At 51.9% G+C, this 19,493-nt stretch carries 19 protein-coding genes and 3 tRNA genes; 8 read left to right on the top strand and 14 right to left on the bottom strand.

Annotated elements, in window-relative coordinates:
* Nucleotides 1-20: 20 nt before the first annotated feature.
* The 3 genes from C1N64_RS09935 (at nt 21) to C1N64_RS09925 (ending at nt 2,700) form a co-directional block, all read left to right on the top strand.
* On the top strand, nt 21-428 hold the full coding sequence (locus C1N64_RS09935) for a DUF2000 domain-containing protein (protein ID WP_039341184.1): 408 nt from the start codon (nt 21-23) through the stop codon (nt 426-428).
* A gap of 372 nt (nt 429-800) precedes the next feature.
* Nucleotides 801-1,061, top strand: a complete 261-nt coding sequence (locus C1N64_RS09930; RefSeq protein WP_058708512.1) for a biofilm/acid-resistance regulator YmgB/AriR — start codon at nt 801-803, stop codon at nt 1,059-1,061.
* A gap of 133 nt (nt 1,062-1,194) precedes the next feature.
* Entirely contained in the window at nt 1,195-2,700 is a 1,506-nt protein-coding gene (locus C1N64_RS09925) for a SulP family inorganic anion transporter (RefSeq protein ID WP_394515463.1), read from the top strand.
* A gap of 35 nt (nt 2,701-2,735) precedes the next feature.
* Here the strand turns inward: C1N64_RS09925 and C1N64_RS09920 are convergent, their stop codons facing one another.
* The 8 genes from C1N64_RS09920 to uvrY all read right to left on the bottom strand — a co-directional run bounded on the left by C1N64_RS09920 (nt 2,736) and on the right by uvrY (nt 8,562).
* The gene (locus C1N64_RS09920) at nt 2,736-2,933 is read right to left on the bottom strand and encodes a DUF6404 family protein (protein WP_006118780.1); all 198 of its coding nucleotides are present in this window, start codon (nt 2,931-2,933) and stop codon (nt 2,736-2,738) included.
* A gap of 533 nt (nt 2,934-3,466) precedes the next feature.
* Nucleotides 3,467-3,706 carry a YrhK family protein gene (locus tag C1N64_RS09915; protein ID WP_237166121.1) on the bottom strand — a complete coding sequence of 80 codons (240 nt, stop codon included), beginning with the start codon at nt 3,704-3,706 and terminating at the stop codon, nt 3,467-3,469.
* Between the two features lie 1,277 nt (nt 3,707-4,983).
* A tRNA-Leu gene (locus C1N64_RS09910) sits at nt 4,984-5,070 on the bottom strand.
* Nucleotides 5,071-5,080: 10 nt separating this feature from the next.
* A tRNA-Cys gene (locus C1N64_RS09905) sits at nt 5,081-5,154 on the bottom strand.
* A 40-nt stretch (nt 5,155-5,194) separates the two neighbouring features.
* Nucleotides 5,195-5,270, bottom strand: a tRNA-Gly gene (locus C1N64_RS09900).
* Nucleotides 5,271-5,460: 190 nt separating this feature from the next.
* A complete protein-coding gene (gene pgsA, locus C1N64_RS09895; RefSeq protein ID WP_006118776.1) occupies nt 5,461-6,009 on the bottom strand; it encodes a CDP-diacylglycerol--glycerol-3-phosphate 3-phosphatidyltransferase in 549 nt (182 codons plus the stop codon).
* Between the two features lie 68 nt (nt 6,010-6,077).
* Nucleotides 6,078-7,910 (bottom strand): excinuclease ABC subunit UvrC, encoded by a 1,833-nt coding sequence (gene uvrC / locus C1N64_RS09890; protein WP_394515462.1) that lies wholly within the window; start codon nt 7,908-7,910, stop codon nt 6,078-6,080.
* Complete coding sequence (gene uvrY / locus C1N64_RS09885; RefSeq protein WP_006118774.1) at nt 7,903-8,562, bottom strand: UvrY/SirA/GacA family response regulator transcription factor; 660 nt, start codon at nt 8,560-8,562, stop codon at nt 7,903-7,905. The genes uvrC and uvrY overlap by 8 nt, the downstream gene beginning before the upstream one ends.
* Before the next feature lie 430 nt (nt 8,563-8,992).
* Between uvrY and C1N64_RS09880 the strand changes: the two genes are divergently transcribed.
* The gene (locus C1N64_RS09880) at nt 8,993-9,217 is read left to right on the top strand and encodes a DUF2594 family protein (RefSeq protein WP_006118773.1); all 225 of its coding nucleotides are present in this window, start codon (nt 8,993-8,995) and stop codon (nt 9,215-9,217) included.
* Between the two features lie 33 nt (nt 9,218-9,250).
* Here the strand turns inward: C1N64_RS09880 and C1N64_RS09875 are convergent, their stop codons facing one another.
* The 3 genes from C1N64_RS09875 to C1N64_RS09865 form a co-directional block, all read right to left on the bottom strand.
* Complete coding sequence (locus C1N64_RS09875) at nt 9,251-9,862, bottom strand: acyl-homoserine-lactone synthase (RefSeq protein WP_006118772.1); 612 nt, start codon at nt 9,860-9,862, stop codon at nt 9,251-9,253.
* Between the two features lie 121 nt (nt 9,863-9,983).
* A complete protein-coding gene (sdiA, locus tag C1N64_RS09870) occupies nt 9,984-10,706 on the bottom strand; it encodes a transcriptional regulator SdiA (RefSeq protein WP_033737592.1) in 723 nt (240 codons plus the stop codon).
* A 915-nt stretch (nt 10,707-11,621) separates the two neighbouring features.
* Nucleotides 11,622-12,317 carry an extensin-like domain-containing protein gene (locus C1N64_RS09865; RefSeq protein WP_394515461.1) on the bottom strand — a complete coding sequence of 232 codons (696 nt, stop codon included), beginning with the start codon at nt 12,315-12,317 and terminating at the stop codon, nt 11,622-11,624.
* Between the two features lie 285 nt (nt 12,318-12,602).
* Between C1N64_RS09865 and cycA the strand changes: the two genes are divergently transcribed.
* Nucleotides 12,603-13,997 carry a D-serine/D-alanine/glycine transporter gene (gene cycA / locus C1N64_RS09860; protein WP_039341206.1) on the top strand — a complete coding sequence of 465 codons (1,395 nt, stop codon included), beginning with the start codon at nt 12,603-12,605 and terminating at the stop codon, nt 13,995-13,997.
* Nucleotides 13,998-14,036: 39 nt separating this feature from the next.
* Here cycA and C1N64_RS09855 read toward each other — a convergent pair whose 3' ends face one another.
* From C1N64_RS09855 to C1N64_RS09845, 3 genes are all read right to left on the bottom strand, one after another.
* Entirely contained in the window at nt 14,037-15,011 is a 975-nt protein-coding gene (locus C1N64_RS09855) for a metal-dependent hydrolase (RefSeq protein ID WP_394515460.1), read from the bottom strand.
* Between the two features lie 47 nt (nt 15,012-15,058).
* Nucleotides 15,059-15,694, bottom strand: a complete 636-nt coding sequence (gene rutR, locus C1N64_RS09850; RefSeq protein ID WP_033737596.1) for an HTH-type transcriptional regulator RutR — start codon at nt 15,692-15,694, stop codon at nt 15,059-15,061.
* Nucleotides 15,695-15,828: 134 nt separating this feature from the next.
* A complete protein-coding gene (locus tag C1N64_RS09845) occupies nt 15,829-16,734 on the bottom strand; it encodes a DMT family transporter (protein ID WP_394515459.1) in 906 nt (301 codons plus the stop codon).
* 469 nt (nt 16,735-17,203) lie between these two features.
* Here C1N64_RS09845 and wrbA point away from each other — a divergent pair, with 469 nt between their 5' ends.
* The 3 genes from wrbA to C1N64_RS09830 are packed head-to-tail and all read left to right on the top strand — an operon-like array spanning nt 17,204 to nt 19,483.
* Nucleotides 17,204-17,803, top strand: coding sequence for an NAD(P)H:quinone oxidoreductase (wrbA, locus tag C1N64_RS09840; protein ID WP_006118683.1), 600 nt, complete (start codon nt 17,204-17,206; stop codon nt 17,801-17,803).
* A 20-nt stretch (nt 17,804-17,823) separates the two neighbouring features.
* Complete coding sequence (locus C1N64_RS09835) at nt 17,824-18,054, top strand: YccJ family protein (RefSeq protein ID WP_039341215.1); 231 nt, start codon at nt 17,824-17,826, stop codon at nt 18,052-18,054.
* A 55-nt stretch (nt 18,055-18,109) separates the two neighbouring features.
* Nucleotides 18,110-19,483 carry an NAD-dependent succinate-semialdehyde dehydrogenase gene (locus C1N64_RS09830; RefSeq protein WP_033737598.1) on the top strand — a complete coding sequence of 458 codons (1,374 nt, stop codon included), beginning with the start codon at nt 18,110-18,112 and terminating at the stop codon, nt 19,481-19,483.
* Nucleotides 19,484-19,493: the final 10 nt, after the last annotated feature.

The following is a 19,493-nucleotide window of genomic DNA, read 5'->3' as shown; positions in this document are numbered from 1 at the left end:
TTTTGTGTCAGGAGAAGATAATGAGCGACTTACGATGTGTCATGATTTTGAACAGTGCGTTACCGGCCGGCAAAGCCACCAATGCTGCCGCCGTTATCGCTCTGACGCTGGGACAACGTCATCCCAGTCTGGTCGGTGAAGACCTGGAAGATGCGACAACGCAGCGCTATCCGGGGCTCATCCCCGTTGGCATTCCTGTCCTGGGGGCCGATAGTGCACAACTCAGCACCGTGTGGCACCAGAGTGAACAGACAGACTGTGACATTGTGGTCTTTCCCGAGCAGGGTCAGTCAACCACCGACTACCAGGCCTTCAGTGACACGATGAAGACGCTGCCCGCCCCGGAATGGCGCCTGCTTGGGATGGCGATAGTGGGCGACAAAAAAGCGGTTCGCAAACTCACTGCAAAACTCAACCTGTTTAGTTAACCCTCCCGGGAAAGCACGCTGCTTTCCCGTCGGCCTGGCCCGCTTGTACACATTTCCTGTACAGGAAAGCGACAAACAAAATTCTTAACATCCTAATTGTTAAGGATTAGCATTTTATGCTTAATAATCTACTTGTACAAATAAACTTTAATTGTATAACTTTACATACAACGAGTTGTGATCACGACTCTGTAACGAATGATGCATCTGCGTCGCCTCTGAAGGTGTAATGGATTTCCACCCTCAGAGGTTTCTTTTTTGATTTTGATGACCTGCTTGTTGAGTTTGGCGCCATTGTATTTTTATGCGATGGCTTTTAGGTCTGTTTGTCGCGCACTCTACCGGGTAGCCGACTTTTTCAAAGGCTGACACATGCAAAACACACTGCCCCAAACGGATAAAGAGATCGCGGATTACTTCACCGCTGCGGCGAATAAACCCGACAGCGATATGGAGATTCTTGGTCTCGTTGTCGCGGAAATCTTACAGTCAGGTATGGCCGTCAATAATAAAGCCATTATTTCGAAACTGATTCATCGCCTCGAGCTGGAGCGCGACGAAGTCTCACTGGACGTTTATCGTCATCTGCTTGAGATGGTGGTGTATAAAACGCCAGACGACCTGACGGTATAATCCTTTCTCCATGGATGGAGTCATTTCGCTTTTTCTGGCTTCTTCTCTGAGCTGTCGGTAACATTCGCCCTTCACCAAATCCTGTCTTCCTTGCCTTTCGCGCAAGCTTAAAATAAAAGAGCCTGTTTACACTATGAATCAACAACATGATGTCGCCACAACAGCCGTTGTGGAAAACGATGTCAGTGTCGGCCGCGTCTTACGCTCGCCTGCACTGCTGACGCGAGAATGCCTGGCCGGCGTGATCACGGCGCTGGCGCTTATTCCGGAAGTGATCTCGTTTTCGGTTATCGCCGGTGTCGATCCGAAGGTCAGCCTGGTGGCCTCTGTCGTACTCTGCCTGACGCTGTCTTTGCTTGGCGGCCGCCCTGCCATGGTAACCGCCGCAGCGGGTTCGGTTGCGCTGGTGATTGGGCCTATGGTCCATGCGCATGGCGTGGCCTATATCCTTCCTGCCGTTGTAATGGCCGGGATCATTCAGATTCTGTTCGGCGTGACAGGTATATCACGTGCGATGCGTTATATTCCCCGTTCGGTCATGATCGGCTTTGTGAATGCGCTTGGCGTTTTAATTTTCTTTGCTCAGGTCCCGCATGTCTGGGGTCAATCGCCGCTGGTGTGGGCACTCTTCGCCGTGACGCTGGCCATCGTGCTGCTCCTGCCCCGCGTGCTGAAAAGTGTGCCCTCTCCCTTAGTGGCCATCGTGGCCGTGACCGCCGTGGCGCTGGCGATGGGCTATCGCGTCCCGACGGTGGGTGATGAAGGCCCCATGAGCGCAGGTCTGCCAGACTTTACGGCACTGACCGTTCCGCTCAACTGGCAGACCTTATCCATCGTCTGGCCCACCGCGCTGAGCGTGGCGTTTGTAGGACTAATGGAATCGCTACTGACCGCCAAGCTGGTGGATGACCTTACAGATACGCCGTCCAGCAAACGTCGCGAATCCTGGGGGCTGGGTATAGGTAATATTTTGGCCGGTTTTTACGGTGGTATCGCCGGATGCGCTATGATCGGACAGACCATTGTCAACGTGGAACTGGGTAAAGCACGTAGCCGGGTTTCAACGGTTGCCGCCGCCCTCGTGCTGTTACTGCTGGTGACGGGCCTGAGCCACATCATGGCGCAGATCCCGATGGTGGTGCTGGCCGGCATCATGATTATTGTCGCCGTCAAGACGGTCAACTGGCACAGTTTGCAGCCCGCGACGCTGAAACGGATGCCCTGGTCAGAAACGCTGGTCATGCTGTTAACGGTAGGTATTACCGTGTTAACCAGTAACCTGGCGCTGGGGGTGCTTGCGGGTGTAGTGGTGGCAATGATGTTGTTTGCCCGGCGCGTTGCGCATGTGATTCATGCGGAAAGAACGTTGAGTGAGGACGGACAGTCTGTGCGCTACGATGTTCGCGGACCGCTGTTTTTTGCCAGCAGCAACGATTTGTTTGAGCACTTCGATTACGCACATGACCCTAAATCTGTCACCATTGATTTAACGCACGCACAGATATGGGATGCCTCCACCGTCGCTGCACTGGATGGTATCGAATACCGTTATCAGCGTCATGGTGCCAGCGTCACCATTGAAGGGCTGGATATGCGCAGCAGCGATTTTCATCGCCGCCTGAGCGGTAATCTGAGCTGAGACACTGGCCTGCTGCGGCACGCAGCAGGCCCCTCTTACGCCTGCTGTCGCCGTGCCCGATAGCGCGCGACCATCGTTATTAATGCCTGGTATAACAGGCCAGCATAAAGACTCATCAAAACAGCCAGGCCAATTTCTTTGCCCTGCGCCTGCCATGACATAAACCACATGAAGACGCCCCATAACACTGAAAAAATCAGCCAGCCGCGGACGAATTTCAAAATGCCATTCATAAACGCCACTCCTCTTTTGTGATGCGCTACTTTAGCTGGCGTTGAGACAAAAAACCGGATTAAACGCGCGAGATGAGAAGTATCTCAAAAAACGGATAGAGGGCGGAATCGCTTCGCTTTTCTGCTTTACCCCCGTTATGTTTAGTAACAGCTAACTACAATTAGCTTACTGTTAATTTCACAAGGGAAATAGCATGAATCGTCGTCTGACTTTTTTCGCTGCTGTTGTCGCTGCCTCAACATTGACCGCGTGCGCACCGCCGCCACCGGGCCCCGGCTGTGCGCCACCCCCACCGCCACACGATCATCGCCCGCCGCCACCTCCGCCGCCACCACCGGGTCAGGCACTGGCCCCACCACCGGCAGGCACCGTTGCACCACCGCCGCCTGCAACCGGGCAGCAACCGCCACCACCGCCCGCCCGCACCTGGTGATCTCCTGAAATCGCCTCACCTTTCATTTAGCCTGCCTGAGTCGTTCATATATCAGGCAGGCTGAATGCGTTTAGCTGTCCGTGATACAGGGGTAAAGGACTACTGAGGTTTTTGTGGATGTTGATCGATGCGCTTTACGTGTACCAGTTCTGCCAGGGTGATTGCCGGGCGAAGTAATAACTGAAGGCTCCCCACGACAAATAACCATGTTCCACCTGTCATCAGCGAGTCGAAGAAAAACAGGATGCTGCCCGTCAGGAACCATACTGCGATAAAGAGATCGTTGAGCGCGCCAAGAGCGCGGTAACGTCGAGCGATGATGATATGATCTGAACCCACAGTGATTTCTGCTTTGTTTCCCGGCACGGCTTGCCCTTCTCTGAATAATGAAATGACTGCAGACAAGATTAGTACACAGAGAAGAAAGGTAACCTGCTGGCCTCAGCCTGTCCGCCACAGTAACCCCGCCGCGGGGGAAAAAGTCGTATCCGACCGTAAGAACATATCGTTTAACGCCTGCCAAAACATCTCCACTCCATTTTTATGTTGATTGTCAGGGAACACACTGCCATTGCTCAAACGACGGATAAGCGCTTAACGGCACCATTAAGTCTTAGGGACACCTGCTCTGAATCTGACTCTGCCTCTTCTGCCAGCACGATCAATCTTGCAAAACCGAATAGCGACACGCTGTAAAAGTCAGTCAACGGGATAAGAACAGAGCACGTTGCCCGCCTTCCGCACCGAAGGCTGTCGGCAATATAAAAGGTTTATTTTTTACAGCGGCTAAAGCCTGCCGCGGGATTGCCGATAGTAAGGAAGTAATTGTTAGAACCTTACATTAATAGCCAATTTTGCTATGCCCACATCCGAGTGGGCTTTTTTATGCCTGCAACATACACATCGTGCCTTTTACTGATCAAAAGTTATTCACTTGTATCTAAAAACCCCATTCGCTGTATGCTTGCCGGGTCAGCGCATGCTGACAACTGGATTTTCCCTTGTAACGATTTCTGCCTGTGTAACGCAGGCTTTTTTAATGAACGGATTGAACCGCTTAAAATCCGCAGCCTTCTCAATCTGCCCCCTTTTCCTCGCGTTTATTTTGGCCCTGAATGTATTGATCAAAGGTAATCCATTCCGTTTTGATTGAGAAACGGCAATGATGCGTGACAGGATTGCCCGTAGCAAAAGGCGAAAATACCAGATAATGCCGTCTGTCACCGTCATGTCTGTCAAAACGGGATAGAGAGCATAGTCAAAACTGTTACTGGTTTTGCTACTGTCACCCACATTCAGGACGAGCGTTTTCGGTAATCGATATCATGCTGCCTGTACCCGTAAAGCCTCTCTTTCTCAGTCTACCGGGCTTGTTTCCACTCATCGTGCAGACGCATCTTGATGCCCTTGCTGGATTGCCAGACGTGGCATGTTATAAAAAACAGCTTCAGGTCAGCACAGGAGGAGACAAACGGCAAAGGGAGAAAGGGGTTTAACAAGAGCCTGAGACCAGAATCAGAAATGACATAGCAGGAAGGGCTTATAAAAACAAAAAACCGCCCAAAGAGGCGGCTTAAACGACATTGCTACTACTTGATTTTATGGGTGTTTCAATATGGTGCCCGGGGCGGGACTTGAACCCGCACGACCTTACGATCGAGGGATTTTAAATCCCTTGTGTCTACCGATTTCACCACCCGGGCGAGGTATAACTGGAGGCGCGTCCCGGAGTCGAACCGAGGTACACGGATTTGCAATCCGCTGCATAGCCACTCTGCCAACGCGCCTAAAACCGATTTGCCGCCAGGATTGCCTGGCCAGCGAATTTGGAGCGGGAAACGAGACTCGAACTCGCGACCCCGACCTTGGCAAGGTCGTGCTCTACCAACTGAGCTATTCCCGCATCATCTTACCGTTCAGATAACTCGCTGCTGAAGGGTCAGACTTTACTACGCTTTATCGAACTTACTGATTTTTCTTAGCTTCTGCAGCTGTGCTGCCGTTCGATGCGATGCATTCTACTGAGATGACGCGGTGAGTCAATAAAATTATCCCCACATTGCGTCCGTTTGCTGCTTTTTGAATCGCATCGATCACGGTTCGAGCAAATCGCCTCTGGCAGCGCTTAAATACTGGAACATGGACCAGAACGTCAGCACCGCGGCAATGTACAGCGCGACCACGCCAACACCGACCACCATACTGTCCGGACGCCACAGCAGAGCAAAAAGCGAAAACATCTGCGCGGTGGTTTTCACTTTACCGATCCAGGAAACCGCAACGCTACTCCGTTTACCTATCTCTGCCATCCACTCACGCAGGGCTGAAATAATAATTTCACGGGCGATCATCGTGGCAGCGGGCAGCGTGATCCACCAGGCATGGAAATATTCCGCAACCAGTACCAAAGCAATGGCCACCATCACCTTATCCGCCACCGGATCGAGAAACGCACCAAAGCGGGTTGTCTGCTTCCAGCGGCGAGCCAGGAAGCCATCGAACCAGTCGGTCACGGCGGCAACAACGAAAATCAACGCGGTAACAAAGGGCGCCCAGTGGAAAGGCAGATAGAAAGCCAGCACAAAGAACGGAATAAGAACGACGCGAAACAGGGTAAGACAGGTCGGAATGTTAAATTGCATATGCTGGTAACTGTCTGGATTGGGTGGTGTTTAACGTATGTTCCTACATTGCCCCCCCTGTTTCAATGCTAGTGTTTCAACGAGTAGTAGATTTTTTCCGCCAGCGCATGCGATATACCGGGCACATTGGCGATCTCCTCGACCGACGCATTCATCAACGGTTGCAGGCCGCCCATGTACTTGAGCAACTGCTGTCGCCGTTTTGGTCCCACGCCCTCGATACTTTCCAGTGCGCTGGTGTTTTTGACTTTGGCCCGTTTTTTACGGTGCCCTGAAATTGCATGATTGTGAGCGTCATCACGAATATGCTGAATGACATGAAGCGCTGGCGCATCGGGTGACAGAGAAACGCCCTCGCCTTCTGGCTCGAAAAATAAGGTTTCCAGACCGGCTTTACGATCGGTGCCCTTTGCAACGCCCAGCAAAATGGGGCGGGATTTATCCCAGGGCACGTCCAGCTCTGCAAACACCTGTTTTGCCTGTGCCAGCTGACCTTTGCCCCCATCTATCAGGATCACATCGGGAATTTTTTCTTCCTCAATCGCTTTGCCATAACGGCGGCGTAGCACCTGATTCATAGCCGCATAGTCATCGCCGGGTGTGATGCCGGTAATGTTATAACGGCGGTAGTCAGCGCGAAGCGGGCCGTTTTGATCAAACACGACGCAGGAAGCGATGGTTTGTTCACCCATGGTATGACTGATGTCAAAACACTCCATGCGGCCAACCTTCTCCAGTTTGAGAAATTCGGCCAACGCGGTGAGGCGCTGATGAATCGTGGAATGCTGCGACAGACGCGTTTTTAATGCCGAACCGGCATTGGTCCGAGCCAGCTTGAGGTAACGCGCGCGATCGCCGCGGGGTTTACTTTGAATGTTTACCCGTCGACCGGCTAATTCTGTCAATGAGTCTGCTAGCAACTCACGTTCGGGCAAAGTGAAATCGAGTAAAATCTCGCTGGGCAAGGTGCGCATTTCGCTACCCTGCAAATAGAACTGTCCGACGAAGGTCTGGACGACTTCAGCCAGGTCCGTATCCGCGGGCACTTTGGGAAAATAGCTTCGGCTTCCCAGTACTTTCCCCTGGCGGATAAACAGGACGTGCAAACACGCCATTCCGGCGTCATAGGCAACGCCAATCACATCCAGATCGTCGCCCTGATTAGAGACAAACTGCTTCTCGGTAATGCGTCTGACGGCCTGAATCTGATCGCGCAGCCGGGCCGCGTCTTCGAAGCGCAGTGACTGACTGGCCTCTTCCATGCGCGTCACCAGCAGATTCAGCACCTGATCGTCTTTGCCCGCTAAAAACAGTCTGACGTAATCTGTCTGCTGGGCGTATTCCTCCTCACTGACCAACCCTGCCACGCAAGGGCCAAGACAGCGGCCAATCTGGTACTGCAAACAGGGGCGCGTGCGGTTGCGGTAAACGCTGTTTTCACATTGCCGTATCGGAAAGACCTTTTGCAGCAACGCCAGCGTCTCTCTTACCGCATAACCATTAGGAAACGGACCGAAATACTCCCCTTTGGCGTGCTTAGCGCCCCGGTGCATTGCCAGACGCGGGTGTGTGTCGCCACTCAGAAAAATGTAGGGGTAGGATTTATCGTCACGCAACAGAACGTTATAGCGCGGTTGATAAAGCTTGATGTAATTATGCTCAAGCAACAACGCTTCGGTTTCAGTGTGGGTTACGGTGACATCAATGTGATGGATGTTACTTACCAGCGCTTCGGTTTTTCGGCTACCCACCTGGGTGCGAAAGTAGCTTGTCAGTCGCTTTTTCAGATCTTTCGCTTTGCCGACATAGATAACCGTTCCGGACAGATCGTACATCCGGTAAACACCTGGCTCGCTGGTGACCGTACTGAGAAAATTTTTGGGATTAAAGAGGTCACTCACTACTGATTAACGGCTCCGCATTGAACAGGCCATGTCTGATGGCCAGATGCGTTAACTCTACGTCGCCACTGATATTCAGCTTACTGAACATTCTGTAGCGGTAGCTGTTAACGGTTTTAGGACTGAGATTCAGCTGCTCGGAAATTTCCGTCACCTTTTGTCCTTTGGTGATCATCAGCATAATCTGCAATTCCCTTTCCGACAAACAGCTGAAGGGAGATTCGGCTTTTTGCGGCTCAATCTGGCTTAACGCCATTTGCTGAGCAATGTCCGAGGCAATGTAGCGTTGGCCGGCCTTAACCGAACGAATGGCGTTCACCACTTCCTGCGGCGCGGCACCTTTACTCAGATAACCTGCCGCACCGGCCTGCATCACTTTGGCAGGCAGCGGGTTTTCAGTGTGAATCGTCAGCATAATAATTTTGATATCCGGGTTGTAGCGCACGATTTTGCGCGTGGCTTCCAGCCCACCGATACCCGGCATATTCATGTCCATTAAGATGACGTCAACCTGATTAGCCCGACACCACTTAACTGCATCTTCGCCACAACACGCTTCGCCAGCGATCACCAGACCTTTGATATCTTCAAGAATACGGCGGATGCCGGCACGTACCAGCTCATGGTCATCGACAAGAAGGACAGTGATCAACGCGAAGCACTCCGCAGCTAATAAAGAGGTAGCATTTAACGATTGCAAGCGGCAATCATACCTGTTTTTGCATTAAAAGCACAGATACAAAGTGGCAGGTCAGATCGCGTCAGTGTTTTATCTTCATGCAACCTGGCTCTGTTCTTGTTTACGCCTGCAGGAACAGACATGACAGCCTGTATAATGTAAAAAAAATGTTTTATCAAACAGTTACAACAATCAGACGATATTGTATTTATGAGATTTTTACCAAACTGCGACGCTCTCGTCAGCTACTATTCACATCCGTTATTAATTAATATGACTGAACTGACATAGTTAAACAGCCTGCGTTGCCCACGCTAACAGCAAGTGGTCTTTCGTGTGATATACTCACCGATTGCTGCGCGTAAAGATTGTAGAGACGATGTTAATCACCAAGGAGAAATTCATGAGCGATGAAGATTTCGCTACCTCGCAGGAAACGCAAAAATTATCTGATGAAGTGGCTTGCCTTAAGATGATGATTACTTTGATCCTGAAAGGGATGGGCCAGGCTGATGCCGGAAAAGTAATCATTAATATGGAACGTTATGTGAAAACCCTGGGCGAAAAGCCGCAGGCAGACGTGTTCAGTAACACCATTAAACAAATCAAAGCGGCTTATCGCCAGTAATGGCTTGTGCTGCCCCCGCCCGGGGGCAGCGCGCTAACCGTTCGAATGCCAGTTAACGGACACGCCGAGTGAAGGCAGCACCTCTTCCGGGCTGAAACGCCGCGTACCACGGTATTTCTCTGCCAGCGCAGGTTGACTGACGGGGATACGGATGGCAAAGAGATTATCCTCTGACAGAATTAAACCCGGCGTCAGAGGTTCATAGACGACCTGATGTTCTTCAAACATTTTTTCCAGCATCGGCGTAGCCGAACTGATAATGCATTCAATGCCGTTCAGCTCCGCCAGCTGTACCGCATGCCACAGAATATTGAGCGGTAGCTCAGGATCCACTTCCAGTCGTGCAGAGAAGCGGGACATTTCCCAGACCTTTTCATGATCGAACGGCAAAACAATGCCTTCCGTTTGCTCGGGTTCCGTCCAGGGCATCAGGCGGGCGCAGCCGCTAATGCCGCTTCGCACGCTCCAGGCGATTAACCAGGTCACATCAGAGCGGTCATACCGGTCATATTCTTGCCCTGGTGTACTCAGACGCGGTGGAATCGACCAGCCTTCACCCCGCGCAAACACGCTGTAACGGTAGCTGCCAAGTTCGGCAAGCAAAGAGGATGGCATATCCTTTAACTGCGTTTGAACTATTTTCATCATGCGCCTCTGACATCCCCATGTTTGCAATGATTTCTATGCGCCTGCCAAAAGCGCACCCGCGCAGGGTAGAGAAGTCCCTTCAGGTAAGGAACTACTAAAGTTGGCAGTTGCTTTTCTTTTAAATCACACCAATTGCTGCGGCATAGCAGGCAATCTGCGTTTTATTGGAAACATTAAAACGTTTTTTCATATTTTTTTGGTAAAAATTTACGGTGTGTTCAGAAATCGACAAAATAAGTGAAATTTCCTGAGAGGTTTTTCCCTCTGCGGTCCATTTCAAAATTTCCAGCTCACGCTGGCTGAAATCATTTCCCTGAACCATCAGCGCTTCATCATTGAGGCGTTCAAGTAAGCACAAGCTTTGCTCGGCGAGGAAGTGCAACTTTACCTCCAGCTCCACTTGCCGACAGTCAGTAATAAAGGGACGATGCGAACCTATAGATAATATACCAACGGCTCGATTTGACGCCATTGCAGAACAAGAAAATCCGCTCAGCAGCCCAAAATTACCCGCTTCTTGCCACATTTCCTTCGCCGAGCAAAAGAGTTCAGGTGTCCATTCCACCCCCTTTCCAGCACGCAGGCAGCGCTGCAACACGGGGTCAATGGCATAATAATTCCGTTCCTTATAACGTTTAATCCACGCTTCGGGGTAAGTATCATGCAAATAAACTCGCGGACGCGTAAAAGGAACGCGATGCTGGATAAAAAAAGCGAAAAAATCGAAGCCCAGTGACTGGATATAATCCTGTAAAAGCCCCTTTAATTGCGGAGCTGCCGTTAATACCTGAAAGTGCTGTTCGACATTTTCACGCCAGGAAAAATAATCTTCACCTATCATATTGCCTCAAATTCAACAACTTGCCGGGTATTTCTGATTAACACGTTATGTAATTAATTTACTCTTTGTTGCGACGTCATAAAAAGCATTATTTTCATTCTGGCGACAACGACCTGCAGAGAAAAGGATAAAAATACAGGGTAAGCAAACGCTTCGGGATAACTCAGGCGAGTGCAATAGAGGAAATAATAAGATTTTTCTTATATTTTTTCAATCATTTAACATAGCCATGATCAACAAATCTCACTCGATAAGTTGCGCCCGGCAACGTATTATGCTGAAAAAAAACGCAGATCATATCTTGTAAAACACGATGTCTTTTTCAGGCAATCACCACCGCATGTTTTCTGCAGTCAGGCAGGGAAAGTACCCCTTTTCTGGTACGCGTTTTACCCGGATCTTTTGGTCCTACAAAAGATGGCTTATGGCTCTGCGTCGTAGGGCAGACGGCCGTACAAGGCCTGTTGAACGGCCAGCATAACGGCACTGCCCGTCTTTACAGGCAAGACGCCTGGCGGATGGCGCAGACCGGTGACCGGTCACCGCTGTCATTTTGGCCTGGTGCGGGCTTGTACAGATAACTTATTTAATAAATAACGCATCTGAAAAGAGAAAAATAATTATTTAACGACACTGTCATCCTCCTTTATTTATGTACAGATAACTCAAATTTATCGCCCTGTTAAAACGGCATCATTCACCCAGTCAGGTAATAATAATGCAGTATACTCTCTCAATTTGGTCATTTAGCAGGCAATGAACGGTGATAACACCGGGTGAATGATTTAAATAACACTGACGCCATGAGAAAAAATAAGCAGATGTGACACCCTTTTTAAAACAGTAAAAAAGCAGAACAGAAGAAAATAATATTAAACCCACGACACAGTTTTACGGTGAAAGTAAAGGTTAATCTCACCTGCAATAACCCGCCCCCCGCATGCCCAGATGAAAATGTGTAGCATGCGCGCGATTATAATCAGGCCCAAGCGCATTACCAAAAAAGTTACAACCCGATCGCCATAATGCATGAAGTAATAGTGATTTCTGGCCAGGTTGTTGCCAGTTTTTTCCTGGCACCAACCGCTCGCCGTTAGCAAGCTGGTAGGCGGTAATATCCCAGGCATCCGCGCTGGCATGTTCACTCAGGCGTCCGGTGGCCTGATGATAGATGTTGCGGCAGGCATAACTTCCGACATGTTCAATTCGGGTCAGATCACTGCCAGACAGATGTAACATTTGCTCGCGGCTGTAAGCCACGTACATTGTAGCCGCAACGGCCATTGGGCAACTGGCGAGGAAACTGCTGCTGAGCGAGACGGGCCCAAAATTTTGCAGCCTGAGGGGGCCGGACAACGGACAGGCCCCTGTCACCGCCGGCCGTTGACTGAAACGTACAACGCCGGCCTGCTGTGCACGCTGCATCACGTCAAGACAGGCGGCGGGATCAGTTTGCAGTCTTTTGAATTTTAATCGCGTCATCCAGCCCGGCGGATCCGTTACAGAGAGTGGCGTAAAGGGATTAAATTGCGCAGGAAGGTGCTGTTTTAACCATGGCAAACTCATCCACCCCACTCCGGTCATGATGATAAGCAGAACAAGTGTGCGCATAGAACCTCTGTAGCTGAAAGAAGCTGTACGGAGGTAGTGTAGAAGCACACGGCAGGATACGCTTAAAAGATGACACAGGGTGATGAAATATTACCTAATCTGACGTAAAAATCGCCAACGTTAAGTGAAAGCGCCGTTTTAATGCCAGCGTTGTCCGATATTGTTAAAAAACAATTACCGTTTTCATTAACACTTCCACTATCTTATGCCAAATTGCTCCCGGCAATCCGGTATTCTCAACAGCCACCAGAGCTGACACAACATCAAGACAGGAAAGACACTTTCATGGTTGATCAATCTACTCAAACGCAGGCGAGCTCACAGGGCGATGACACGCTGCGACGTAATCTTCATAACCGACACATCCAGCTCATCGCTATTGGCGGTGCGATTGGCACCGGTTTGTTCATGGGCTCGGGTAAAACAATTAGTCTGGCAGGGCCTTCGATCATTTTCGTTTACATGATCATCGGCTTCATGCTGTTTTTTGTCATGCGGGCAATGGGCGAATTACTGCTGTCGAATCTTGAGTATAAATCCTTTAGCGACTTTGCGGCTGACTTACTGGGTCCCTGGGCCGGCTACTTCACCGGCTGGACATACTGGTTCTGTTGGGTTGTTACCGGCATTGCCGACGTGGTGGCTATAAGCGCCTACTTCCAGCTCTGGTTTCCCGGCTTTTCGATCTGGATGAGCGCACTGCTATGTGTTTTTGTTTTCCTGGCCTTAAACATTGCCACGGTGAAATTATTTGGCGAGATGGAGTTCTGGTTTGCCATCATCAAGATCGTGGCGATTGTCGCGCTGATCATTACCGGCATTGTGTTGGTGTCCATTCATTACCCGTCGCCGGGTGGTGGCACCGCTGCACTGAGTAATATCTGGGATCACGGGGGGCTTTTCCCGAAAGGACTGAGCGGATTCTTTGCCGGATTCCAGATCGCCGTCTTTGCGTTTGTCGGTATAGAGCTGGTGGGTACAGCGGCGGCCGAAACGCATGACCCGCACAGGGTTTTACCGCGGGCCATTAATGCCATTCCGCTGCGCGTCATTATGTTCTATGTTCTGGCGCTGCTGGTGATTATGTCCGTTACACCGTGGACCGAAGTGATGGCCGATCGCAGTCCGTTTGTGGAAATGTTCGTGCTCATTGGCCTGCCAGCTGCGGCCAGCATTGTTAACTTCGTGGTCCTGACGTCGGCGGCATCCTCAGCCAACAGCGGTATTTTCTCCACCAGCCGCATGCTGTATGGTCTGTCGCAGCAGGGCGTTGCCAGCCGTGCTTTTGGTCGTTTATCGTCACGCGCGGTGCCCACGACCGGCTTGTTCTTTTCCTGCTTCTGCCTGCTGTGTGGTGTGGCTCTGATTTACCTGATCCCGAATGTGATGACGGTCTTTACGCTGGTGACCACCGTGTCTGCCATTCTGTTTATGTTTGTGTGGACCATTATCCTGTGCAGTTACCTTGCATATCGCAAAAAATTTCCGGAACGTCATGCCGCCTCGACATTTAAAATGCCTTTAGGCAAATTCATGTGCTGGGCATGTATGGCGTTTTTTGTCTTTATACTGGTGCTGCTAACACTGCAGGAAGACACGCGACAGGCACTCATGGTCACGCCGTTGTGGTTTATCCTGCTCGCCGCAGGCTGGCAACTGCGTCGACGCACGCGTCGTTGATATAGAGACTGAAAAAAGCCCGACGCACGTCGGGCTTTTTTATAACCGCTCAAGTATACGACTGACGCCGCGGCGCAGGGCCCGTTCACCAGACGGCAGGCGCTGTGGCTGCAAATCAGGGCTTTCCGCCGTGCCCAAACCAAACGTAAACGTGTAATGGCTCCCTTCTCCCATACGCAAATCTGCAATGGTGACCTGCCCGTCACGCTCATCCATGGCATAAAAGCCATGGCTGAACCAGGCAACACGTTCTGCCAGCCAGTTTCCTTTAAACGGGACGAATAGCTCAGGATGACGCGGCCGCCACATTACCGTGACAGGACGAGCAGGCGACAGCAAAGACCAGTAAGCCTCGCCATAGCGGTCAGGCGTGATGATGACGCTGCGCCAGACCAGCGTATTGAATGCCGTTGGGGTGACCAACACCTTGTCAGTCGCCACCCCCTGCTGTTCGAGTGAGTGTTTAATGTGTTCATCAGCCACCTGCTGAATGACCATACTCCAGGCAAGGTAGCCGGTACTGAGTGCCAGCCCCGCGTGATTCCAGCGTAATCCCCGTCTGTTACGCCGCCACAAAGCGACACAGAGCCCGATGATAAGCGGCAACGTATAAAGCGGATCGACGATGTACATGCTGCCAATCGCATAAGGATGATCGGTGAGAGGCAGCCCAAGCTGAGTGCCATAGACTGTCATCAAATCAAGAAGGGGATGCGTGATCAGCGCCAGCCAAATAGCAGGCCACCAGGCGATCCATGTCACGCCGGATTTGAACAGCCGCGCGACCAGCGCGGCGAGCAACGGTGAACACAACGTCAGATAGAGTAAGGCATGGCTTTCAGTCCGGTGCAGCGTCATGTTGCGGATAGCATCACCGTGGTCGATAAACACATCCAGATCGGGCAATGTGCCACTGATTGCGCCTACCGCCGCGGCTTGCCAGGCAGGTACGCGCCGCCCCATCACAGCCAGCGCCACGGATGCGCCCAGAACACATTGTGAAACAGAATCCATCACGCCACTCCCTTGTCTGTTACAGGGCTGAGTTTGATCGCGTTTTATTAACGAACGCGAATGCCTTCAATAATAATGCGCTGAACGTTCTCCACCGTTTCCTCGAAGAAAACAGGATTGCTGAGCTGATTCCCCGTGATCGCTTCGACCTGGCTGGCAAAGTCAGCATAATGCTGTGTCGTCGCCCACAGCATAAAGATCAGATGCTGAGGCGCAATTGCCGCCAGCCGTCCTTCAGCTATCCAGCGCTCAATTATCGCTGTTTTGTCGTCCATCAACGTCTTCAGATCGCCGGCCAGTTCACCTTTCAGCAAGGGCGCACCCTGCAGCATTTCCAGGCAAAACAACTTTGATGCCTGTGGATAATCGCGAGAAACCTCCAGCTTAAGGCGAATATACTGACGCACGGCGCGCAACGGCTCCTGCTCGTAAGTCAGGGCACGTAGCGGTGCCAGCCAGACATCCAGGATCTCTTTTAATACGGCAATATAAAGCGCTTCTTTAGAGGGATAGTAGTACAGCAAATTGGTTTTGGAGACGCCAGCCTGCTCCGCGACTTTCTCCAGCCGCGTCCCGTGAATACCAAACTGGGAAAAACAGGTCAGGGCAGCCTGCAGAATTGCCGCACGTTTCGCTGCAACGGCGACCGCACGACGCGTTGGCCCGGGCGTAGCCTTTTTCATACGTATCTCCTTCACGTTACCGTTACGCATCACGGCAACAGACTGTTTTCAGGCGGTAACGTGCCGACAGCTGTGATATACGGCGCAGGGAAAGGGCCACACTGACAGGGCCATAAGCACTTATTCTCGCGCCACTATTCATCGGAAGAGGCCGATGGCATGCTACGTTTCCAGCGCAACTCGCTGACAATGACCCCGCAGACAATCAGGATACCGCCAAGAATGGCAGCGGCCGGCAGACGCTCGCCTGCTAAACGCCCCACCACACCCGCCCAGACCGGTTCACCGGCATAAATGACCGTGGCGCGTGTCGGTGATACGCTGCGTTGAGCCCAGTTCATTGTTACCTGTATCAGCGCACTGGCTGCGCCGAGCCCGACCGCGCTGACTAACAGCGGGGCCGATAACGCAGGCACGGATTCACCATTCGGGATCATAAAGCAGAAGGCACACAGTGAAGCGACAGTCAGTTGAATGAAGGTCACCCGACGCACATCAACCTGACCGGCATAACGACTGATAAGAATGATTTCTCCGGCAATAGCCAGCGTGCTGAGTAACGTCGCGGCTTCCCCTTGATTCAGCGCAATTCGGCCATCCTGCGGCCCCGCGACCAGAATCAATCCGCAGAACGCCAGTGAAATACCCAACCACGCCATCAGTTTTGGCGGACGGCGCAGAAACAGCCACTGCAACAGCGGCACCACGGGAACATAAAGCGCGGTGAGAAACGCTGACTGACTGCTGGATATCGTCTGCATGCCCCAGGTTTGTAAGCCGTAGCCCCCCGCAATCGTGAGGCCGATCATCGTGCCCGCTTTGACTTCGCGCCAACAGACGGCAGCAAGATAGCGGCGGAAAAAAAACGCCAGTAACAGCGCAGCGGTAGCAAAGCGTAAACCGACAAAGTAGAACGGACCTGAATAATGCATCGCCTGATGCACGACCAGAAACGTTCCCCCCCAGATTACCGTAATAAAAATAAGGACCAGTTCCTGACGCGTAATACCGACAGTCAGTTTGCGAGTCGTATCCGACATAATTCACCTGTATCTGTTTTCAGGCGCTATTGTGATCAGTGCTCCGGGCGAATGCAATTCCGTTTGCTGCCGCGTGACTGTCGCCTCGCATCAGGCGGCACCCTGTCGCCTGACACGGTCTGGGCTGGAGCGATAACAGGTGAACATACCTGCACCTGTTTGCGATCTTCTGATGCATGAACGTTCAGTGCCACATCGCTTCACGTGAGGCGGCTTGATGTTCATCGAAGGACATGTGCGTGGAAGCCTGTGTGACATTCCACCTTTTAGGTCTCTGGATCGCTGAAAATTACATTTAGAAACAGACTCTACGCTAAGAATTGACTTAAAAGACGACGATTAATCCTTAAAAAAACCCATTCTCAGCATTTTCAGTGTCGTTACGCTGACTGTCTGACCGGTGATTTCTCACAGTCAGGTAAAGCTCTTCTATACTTTTCGATGTGTTGACTAACTCCCGGAGAGATCAATGGCTAAGATTCTGGTGCTTTACTATTCAATGTATGGACACGTTGAAACCATGGCGAACGCTGTCGCGGAAGGCGCACGCAAGGTACCTGGCGCCCAGGTAGATGTGATGCGCGTCCCCGAAACCATGGATGCACAACGCTTTGCGGAAGTTGGCGGTAAAACTCAGCAATCCGCGCCTGAAGCGACGCCAGAGATACTGCCTGACTATGATGCCATCATCGTGGGCACCCCTACCCGTTTCGGCAACATGTCAGGGCAGATGCGAACATTCTGGGACCGGACAGGCGGCCTGTGGGCCTCTGGCGCGCTTTACGGCAAAATTGCCAGCGTCTTTACCTCCACCGGTACCGGAGGAGGACAGGAACAAACCATTACGTCTGTCTGGACCACCCTCGCCCACCACGGCATGGTCATCGTGCCTATCGGCTATGGTACCAAAGAGATGTTTGACATTTCTGAGGTCCGCGGCGGTACGCCTTATGGTGCCACTACGCTGGCCGGTGGTGACGGTTCACGTCAGCCAACCCAGGAAGAATTGATTATTGCCCGTTTCCAGGGCGAACACGTTGCCGGGCTGGCAGCAAAACTTAAGGACTAACCTTCCAGAAGGAGATCAGTATGTCGACGAATCAGTCAAAAGCACATCACGTAGGTGAATGGGCCACTTTGCGTCACACCTCGCCCGAAATTGCCGAGGCCATTTTTGAAGTCGCAAACTATGACGAGCGCCTGGCGGAAGAGATCTGGCGTCAACAGGGAAGCGATGACGTCTTAATCCGCGCGTTTGAAAAAACCGATCAGGACGTCCTCACGTGGGACGACAAAACGGTTGAGCGAAAGAACGTCTGACGGCATGGCGGGCCTGGCCCCGCCCTTTTTTTTATCGTTGACCACGGAGAATTCTATGTCTTCCTATCAAAGCATCAACCCGGCAAACAATCAGTTAATGAAAAGCTGGCCTTCCCATGACAGCGCGGCCGTGACGCAAGCGCTGGAAACGGCGGATCGGCTGTTCCACTCTGACTGGAGTAAAGGCGCTATTCAGCCACGACTTCAGGTATTGAAAAAACTGGCTGATCTGATTGATGACCGTGCGGAAGAACTGGCGACTATTGCCAGTAAAGAGATGGGCAAGCTGATTGGCCAAAGCCGTGGCGAAGTCAAAATCTGCGCGCAAATCGCCCGCTATTACGCTGAGCATGCAGAACGCATCCTGAAGCCACAACCTTATGAAAGTGAGTTGGGCGACGCCTGGGTTGAGTATCATCCCATTGGTGTGCTGGTTGCGGTCGAACCGTGGAACTTCCCCTACTACCAACTGATGCGCGTGCTGGCACCAAATCTGGCACTGGGTAATCCGGTACTGGCTAAACACGCCAACATCGTGCCGCATTGTGCCGATGTCTTCGAAAAGCTGGTGAAGGAAGCGGGCGCGCCTGAGGGTGCCTGGACCAACCTGTTTATCTCTACCGATCAGGTTGCGGAACTGATTGCCGATGACCGGGTACAGGGCGTGGCTCTGACAGGATCCGAACGGGCGGGAAGCGCCGTTGCTGAACAGGCCGGTAAGCATTTGAAAAAATCCACGCTGGAGTTGGGCGGCAATGACGTCTTTGTGGTCACGGAGGATGCCGATCTGGATGAAGCCGTTCGTCAGGGCGTGCAGGCGCGACTGAGCAACTGCGGTCAGGTCTGTACAGCAGCCAAGCGTTTTATTCTGAACGAGAAGATTGCGGATACCTTTATCGATAAATTCAGTGCGGCGCTTAACGCAGCGGTGTTGGGCGATCCGCTGGATGAGAAAACCACTCTGGGACCGCTTTCGTCGGCTGATGCGCGCGATCGTCTGGTTAAACAGGTTGATGAAGCCGTCGCAAACGGCGCTAAGCTGGTCACAGGTGGTAAAGCGGTGGCGGGCGTAGGGTGCTATTACCAGCCCACGCTGCTTACCCATATCACCCGCGATAACCCTGCCTATTTTCAGGAGTTTTTTGGCCCGGTGGCGCAGGTTTATGTGGTCGCCAGTGATGACGAGGCGGTGGCCCTGGCCAATGATTCACACTATGGGCTGGGCGGTTCCGTGTGGACACGCGATATTGCGCGTGGCCGTAAGCTGGCCTCCGCCATTGAAACGGGCATGGTGTTCATCAACTCGCAGAGCGACACCTCTGCGGAGCTGCCTTTCGGCGGTGTGAAGCGTTCTGGCTACGGACGCGAACTTTCCGATCTGGGTATCAAAGAGTTTGCGAACCAGAAACTGGTGGTTGTGGCCGGATAAGCGCAGCCTG

The organism is Pantoea sp. SGAir0215 (genome assembly GCF_043543215.1).
Note: the sequence above shows the minus strand (reverse complement) of the source record. Positions and strands in the feature narration are given on the sequence as shown.

What these genes read in the sequence shown, in the direction of transcription:
- C1N64_RS09935 (WP_039341184.1), top strand. Translation starts at nt 21, where the DNA reads ATGAGCGACTTACGATGTGTCATGATTTTGAACAGTGCGTTACCGGCC.
- C1N64_RS09930 (WP_058708512.1), top strand. Translation starts at nt 801, where the DNA reads ATGCAAAACACACTGCCCCAAACGGATAAAGAGATCGCGGATTACTTC.
- C1N64_RS09925 (WP_394515463.1), top strand. Translation starts at nt 1,195, where the DNA reads ATGAATCAACAACATGATGTCGCCACAACAGCCGTTGTGGAAAACGAT.
- C1N64_RS09920 (WP_006118780.1), bottom strand. Translation starts at nt 2,933, where the DNA reads ATGAATGGCATTTTGAAATTCGTCCGCGGCTGGCTGATTTTTTCAGTG.
- pgsA (WP_006118776.1), bottom strand. Translation starts at nt 6,009, where the DNA reads ATGCAATTTAACATTCCGACCTGTCTTACCCTGTTTCGCGTCGTTCTT.
- C1N64_RS09880 (WP_006118773.1), top strand. Translation starts at nt 8,993, where the DNA reads ATGAGCGATGAAGATTTCGCTACCTCGCAGGAAACGCAAAAATTATCT.
- C1N64_RS09875 (WP_006118772.1), bottom strand. Translation starts at nt 9,862, where the DNA reads ATGAAAATAGTTCAAACGCAGTTAAAGGATATGCCATCCTCTTTGCTT.
- sdiA (WP_033737592.1), bottom strand. Translation starts at nt 10,706, where the DNA reads ATGATAGGTGAAGATTATTTTTCCTGGCGTGAAAATGTCGAACAGCAC.
- C1N64_RS09865 (WP_394515461.1), bottom strand. Translation starts at nt 12,317, where the DNA reads ATGCGCACACTTGTTCTGCTTATCATCATGACCGGAGTGGGGTGGATG.
- cycA (WP_039341206.1), top strand. Translation starts at nt 12,603, where the DNA reads ATGGTTGATCAATCTACTCAAACGCAGGCGAGCTCACAGGGCGATGAC.
- C1N64_RS09855 (WP_394515460.1), bottom strand. Translation starts at nt 15,011, where the DNA reads ATGGATTCTGTTTCACAATGTGTTCTGGGCGCATCCGTGGCGCTGGCT.
- rutR (WP_033737596.1), bottom strand. Translation starts at nt 15,694, where the DNA reads ATGAAAAAGGCTACGCCCGGGCCAACGCGTCGTGCGGTCGCCGTTGCA.
- C1N64_RS09845 (WP_394515459.1), bottom strand. Translation starts at nt 16,734, where the DNA reads ATGTCGGATACGACTCGCAAACTGACTGTCGGTATTACGCGTCAGGAA.
- wrbA (WP_006118683.1), top strand. Translation starts at nt 17,204, where the DNA reads ATGGCTAAGATTCTGGTGCTTTACTATTCAATGTATGGACACGTTGAA.
- C1N64_RS09835 (WP_039341215.1), top strand. Translation starts at nt 17,824, where the DNA reads ATGTCGACGAATCAGTCAAAAGCACATCACGTAGGTGAATGGGCCACT.
- C1N64_RS09830 (WP_033737598.1), top strand. Translation starts at nt 18,110, where the DNA reads ATGTCTTCCTATCAAAGCATCAACCCGGCAAACAATCAGTTAATGAAA.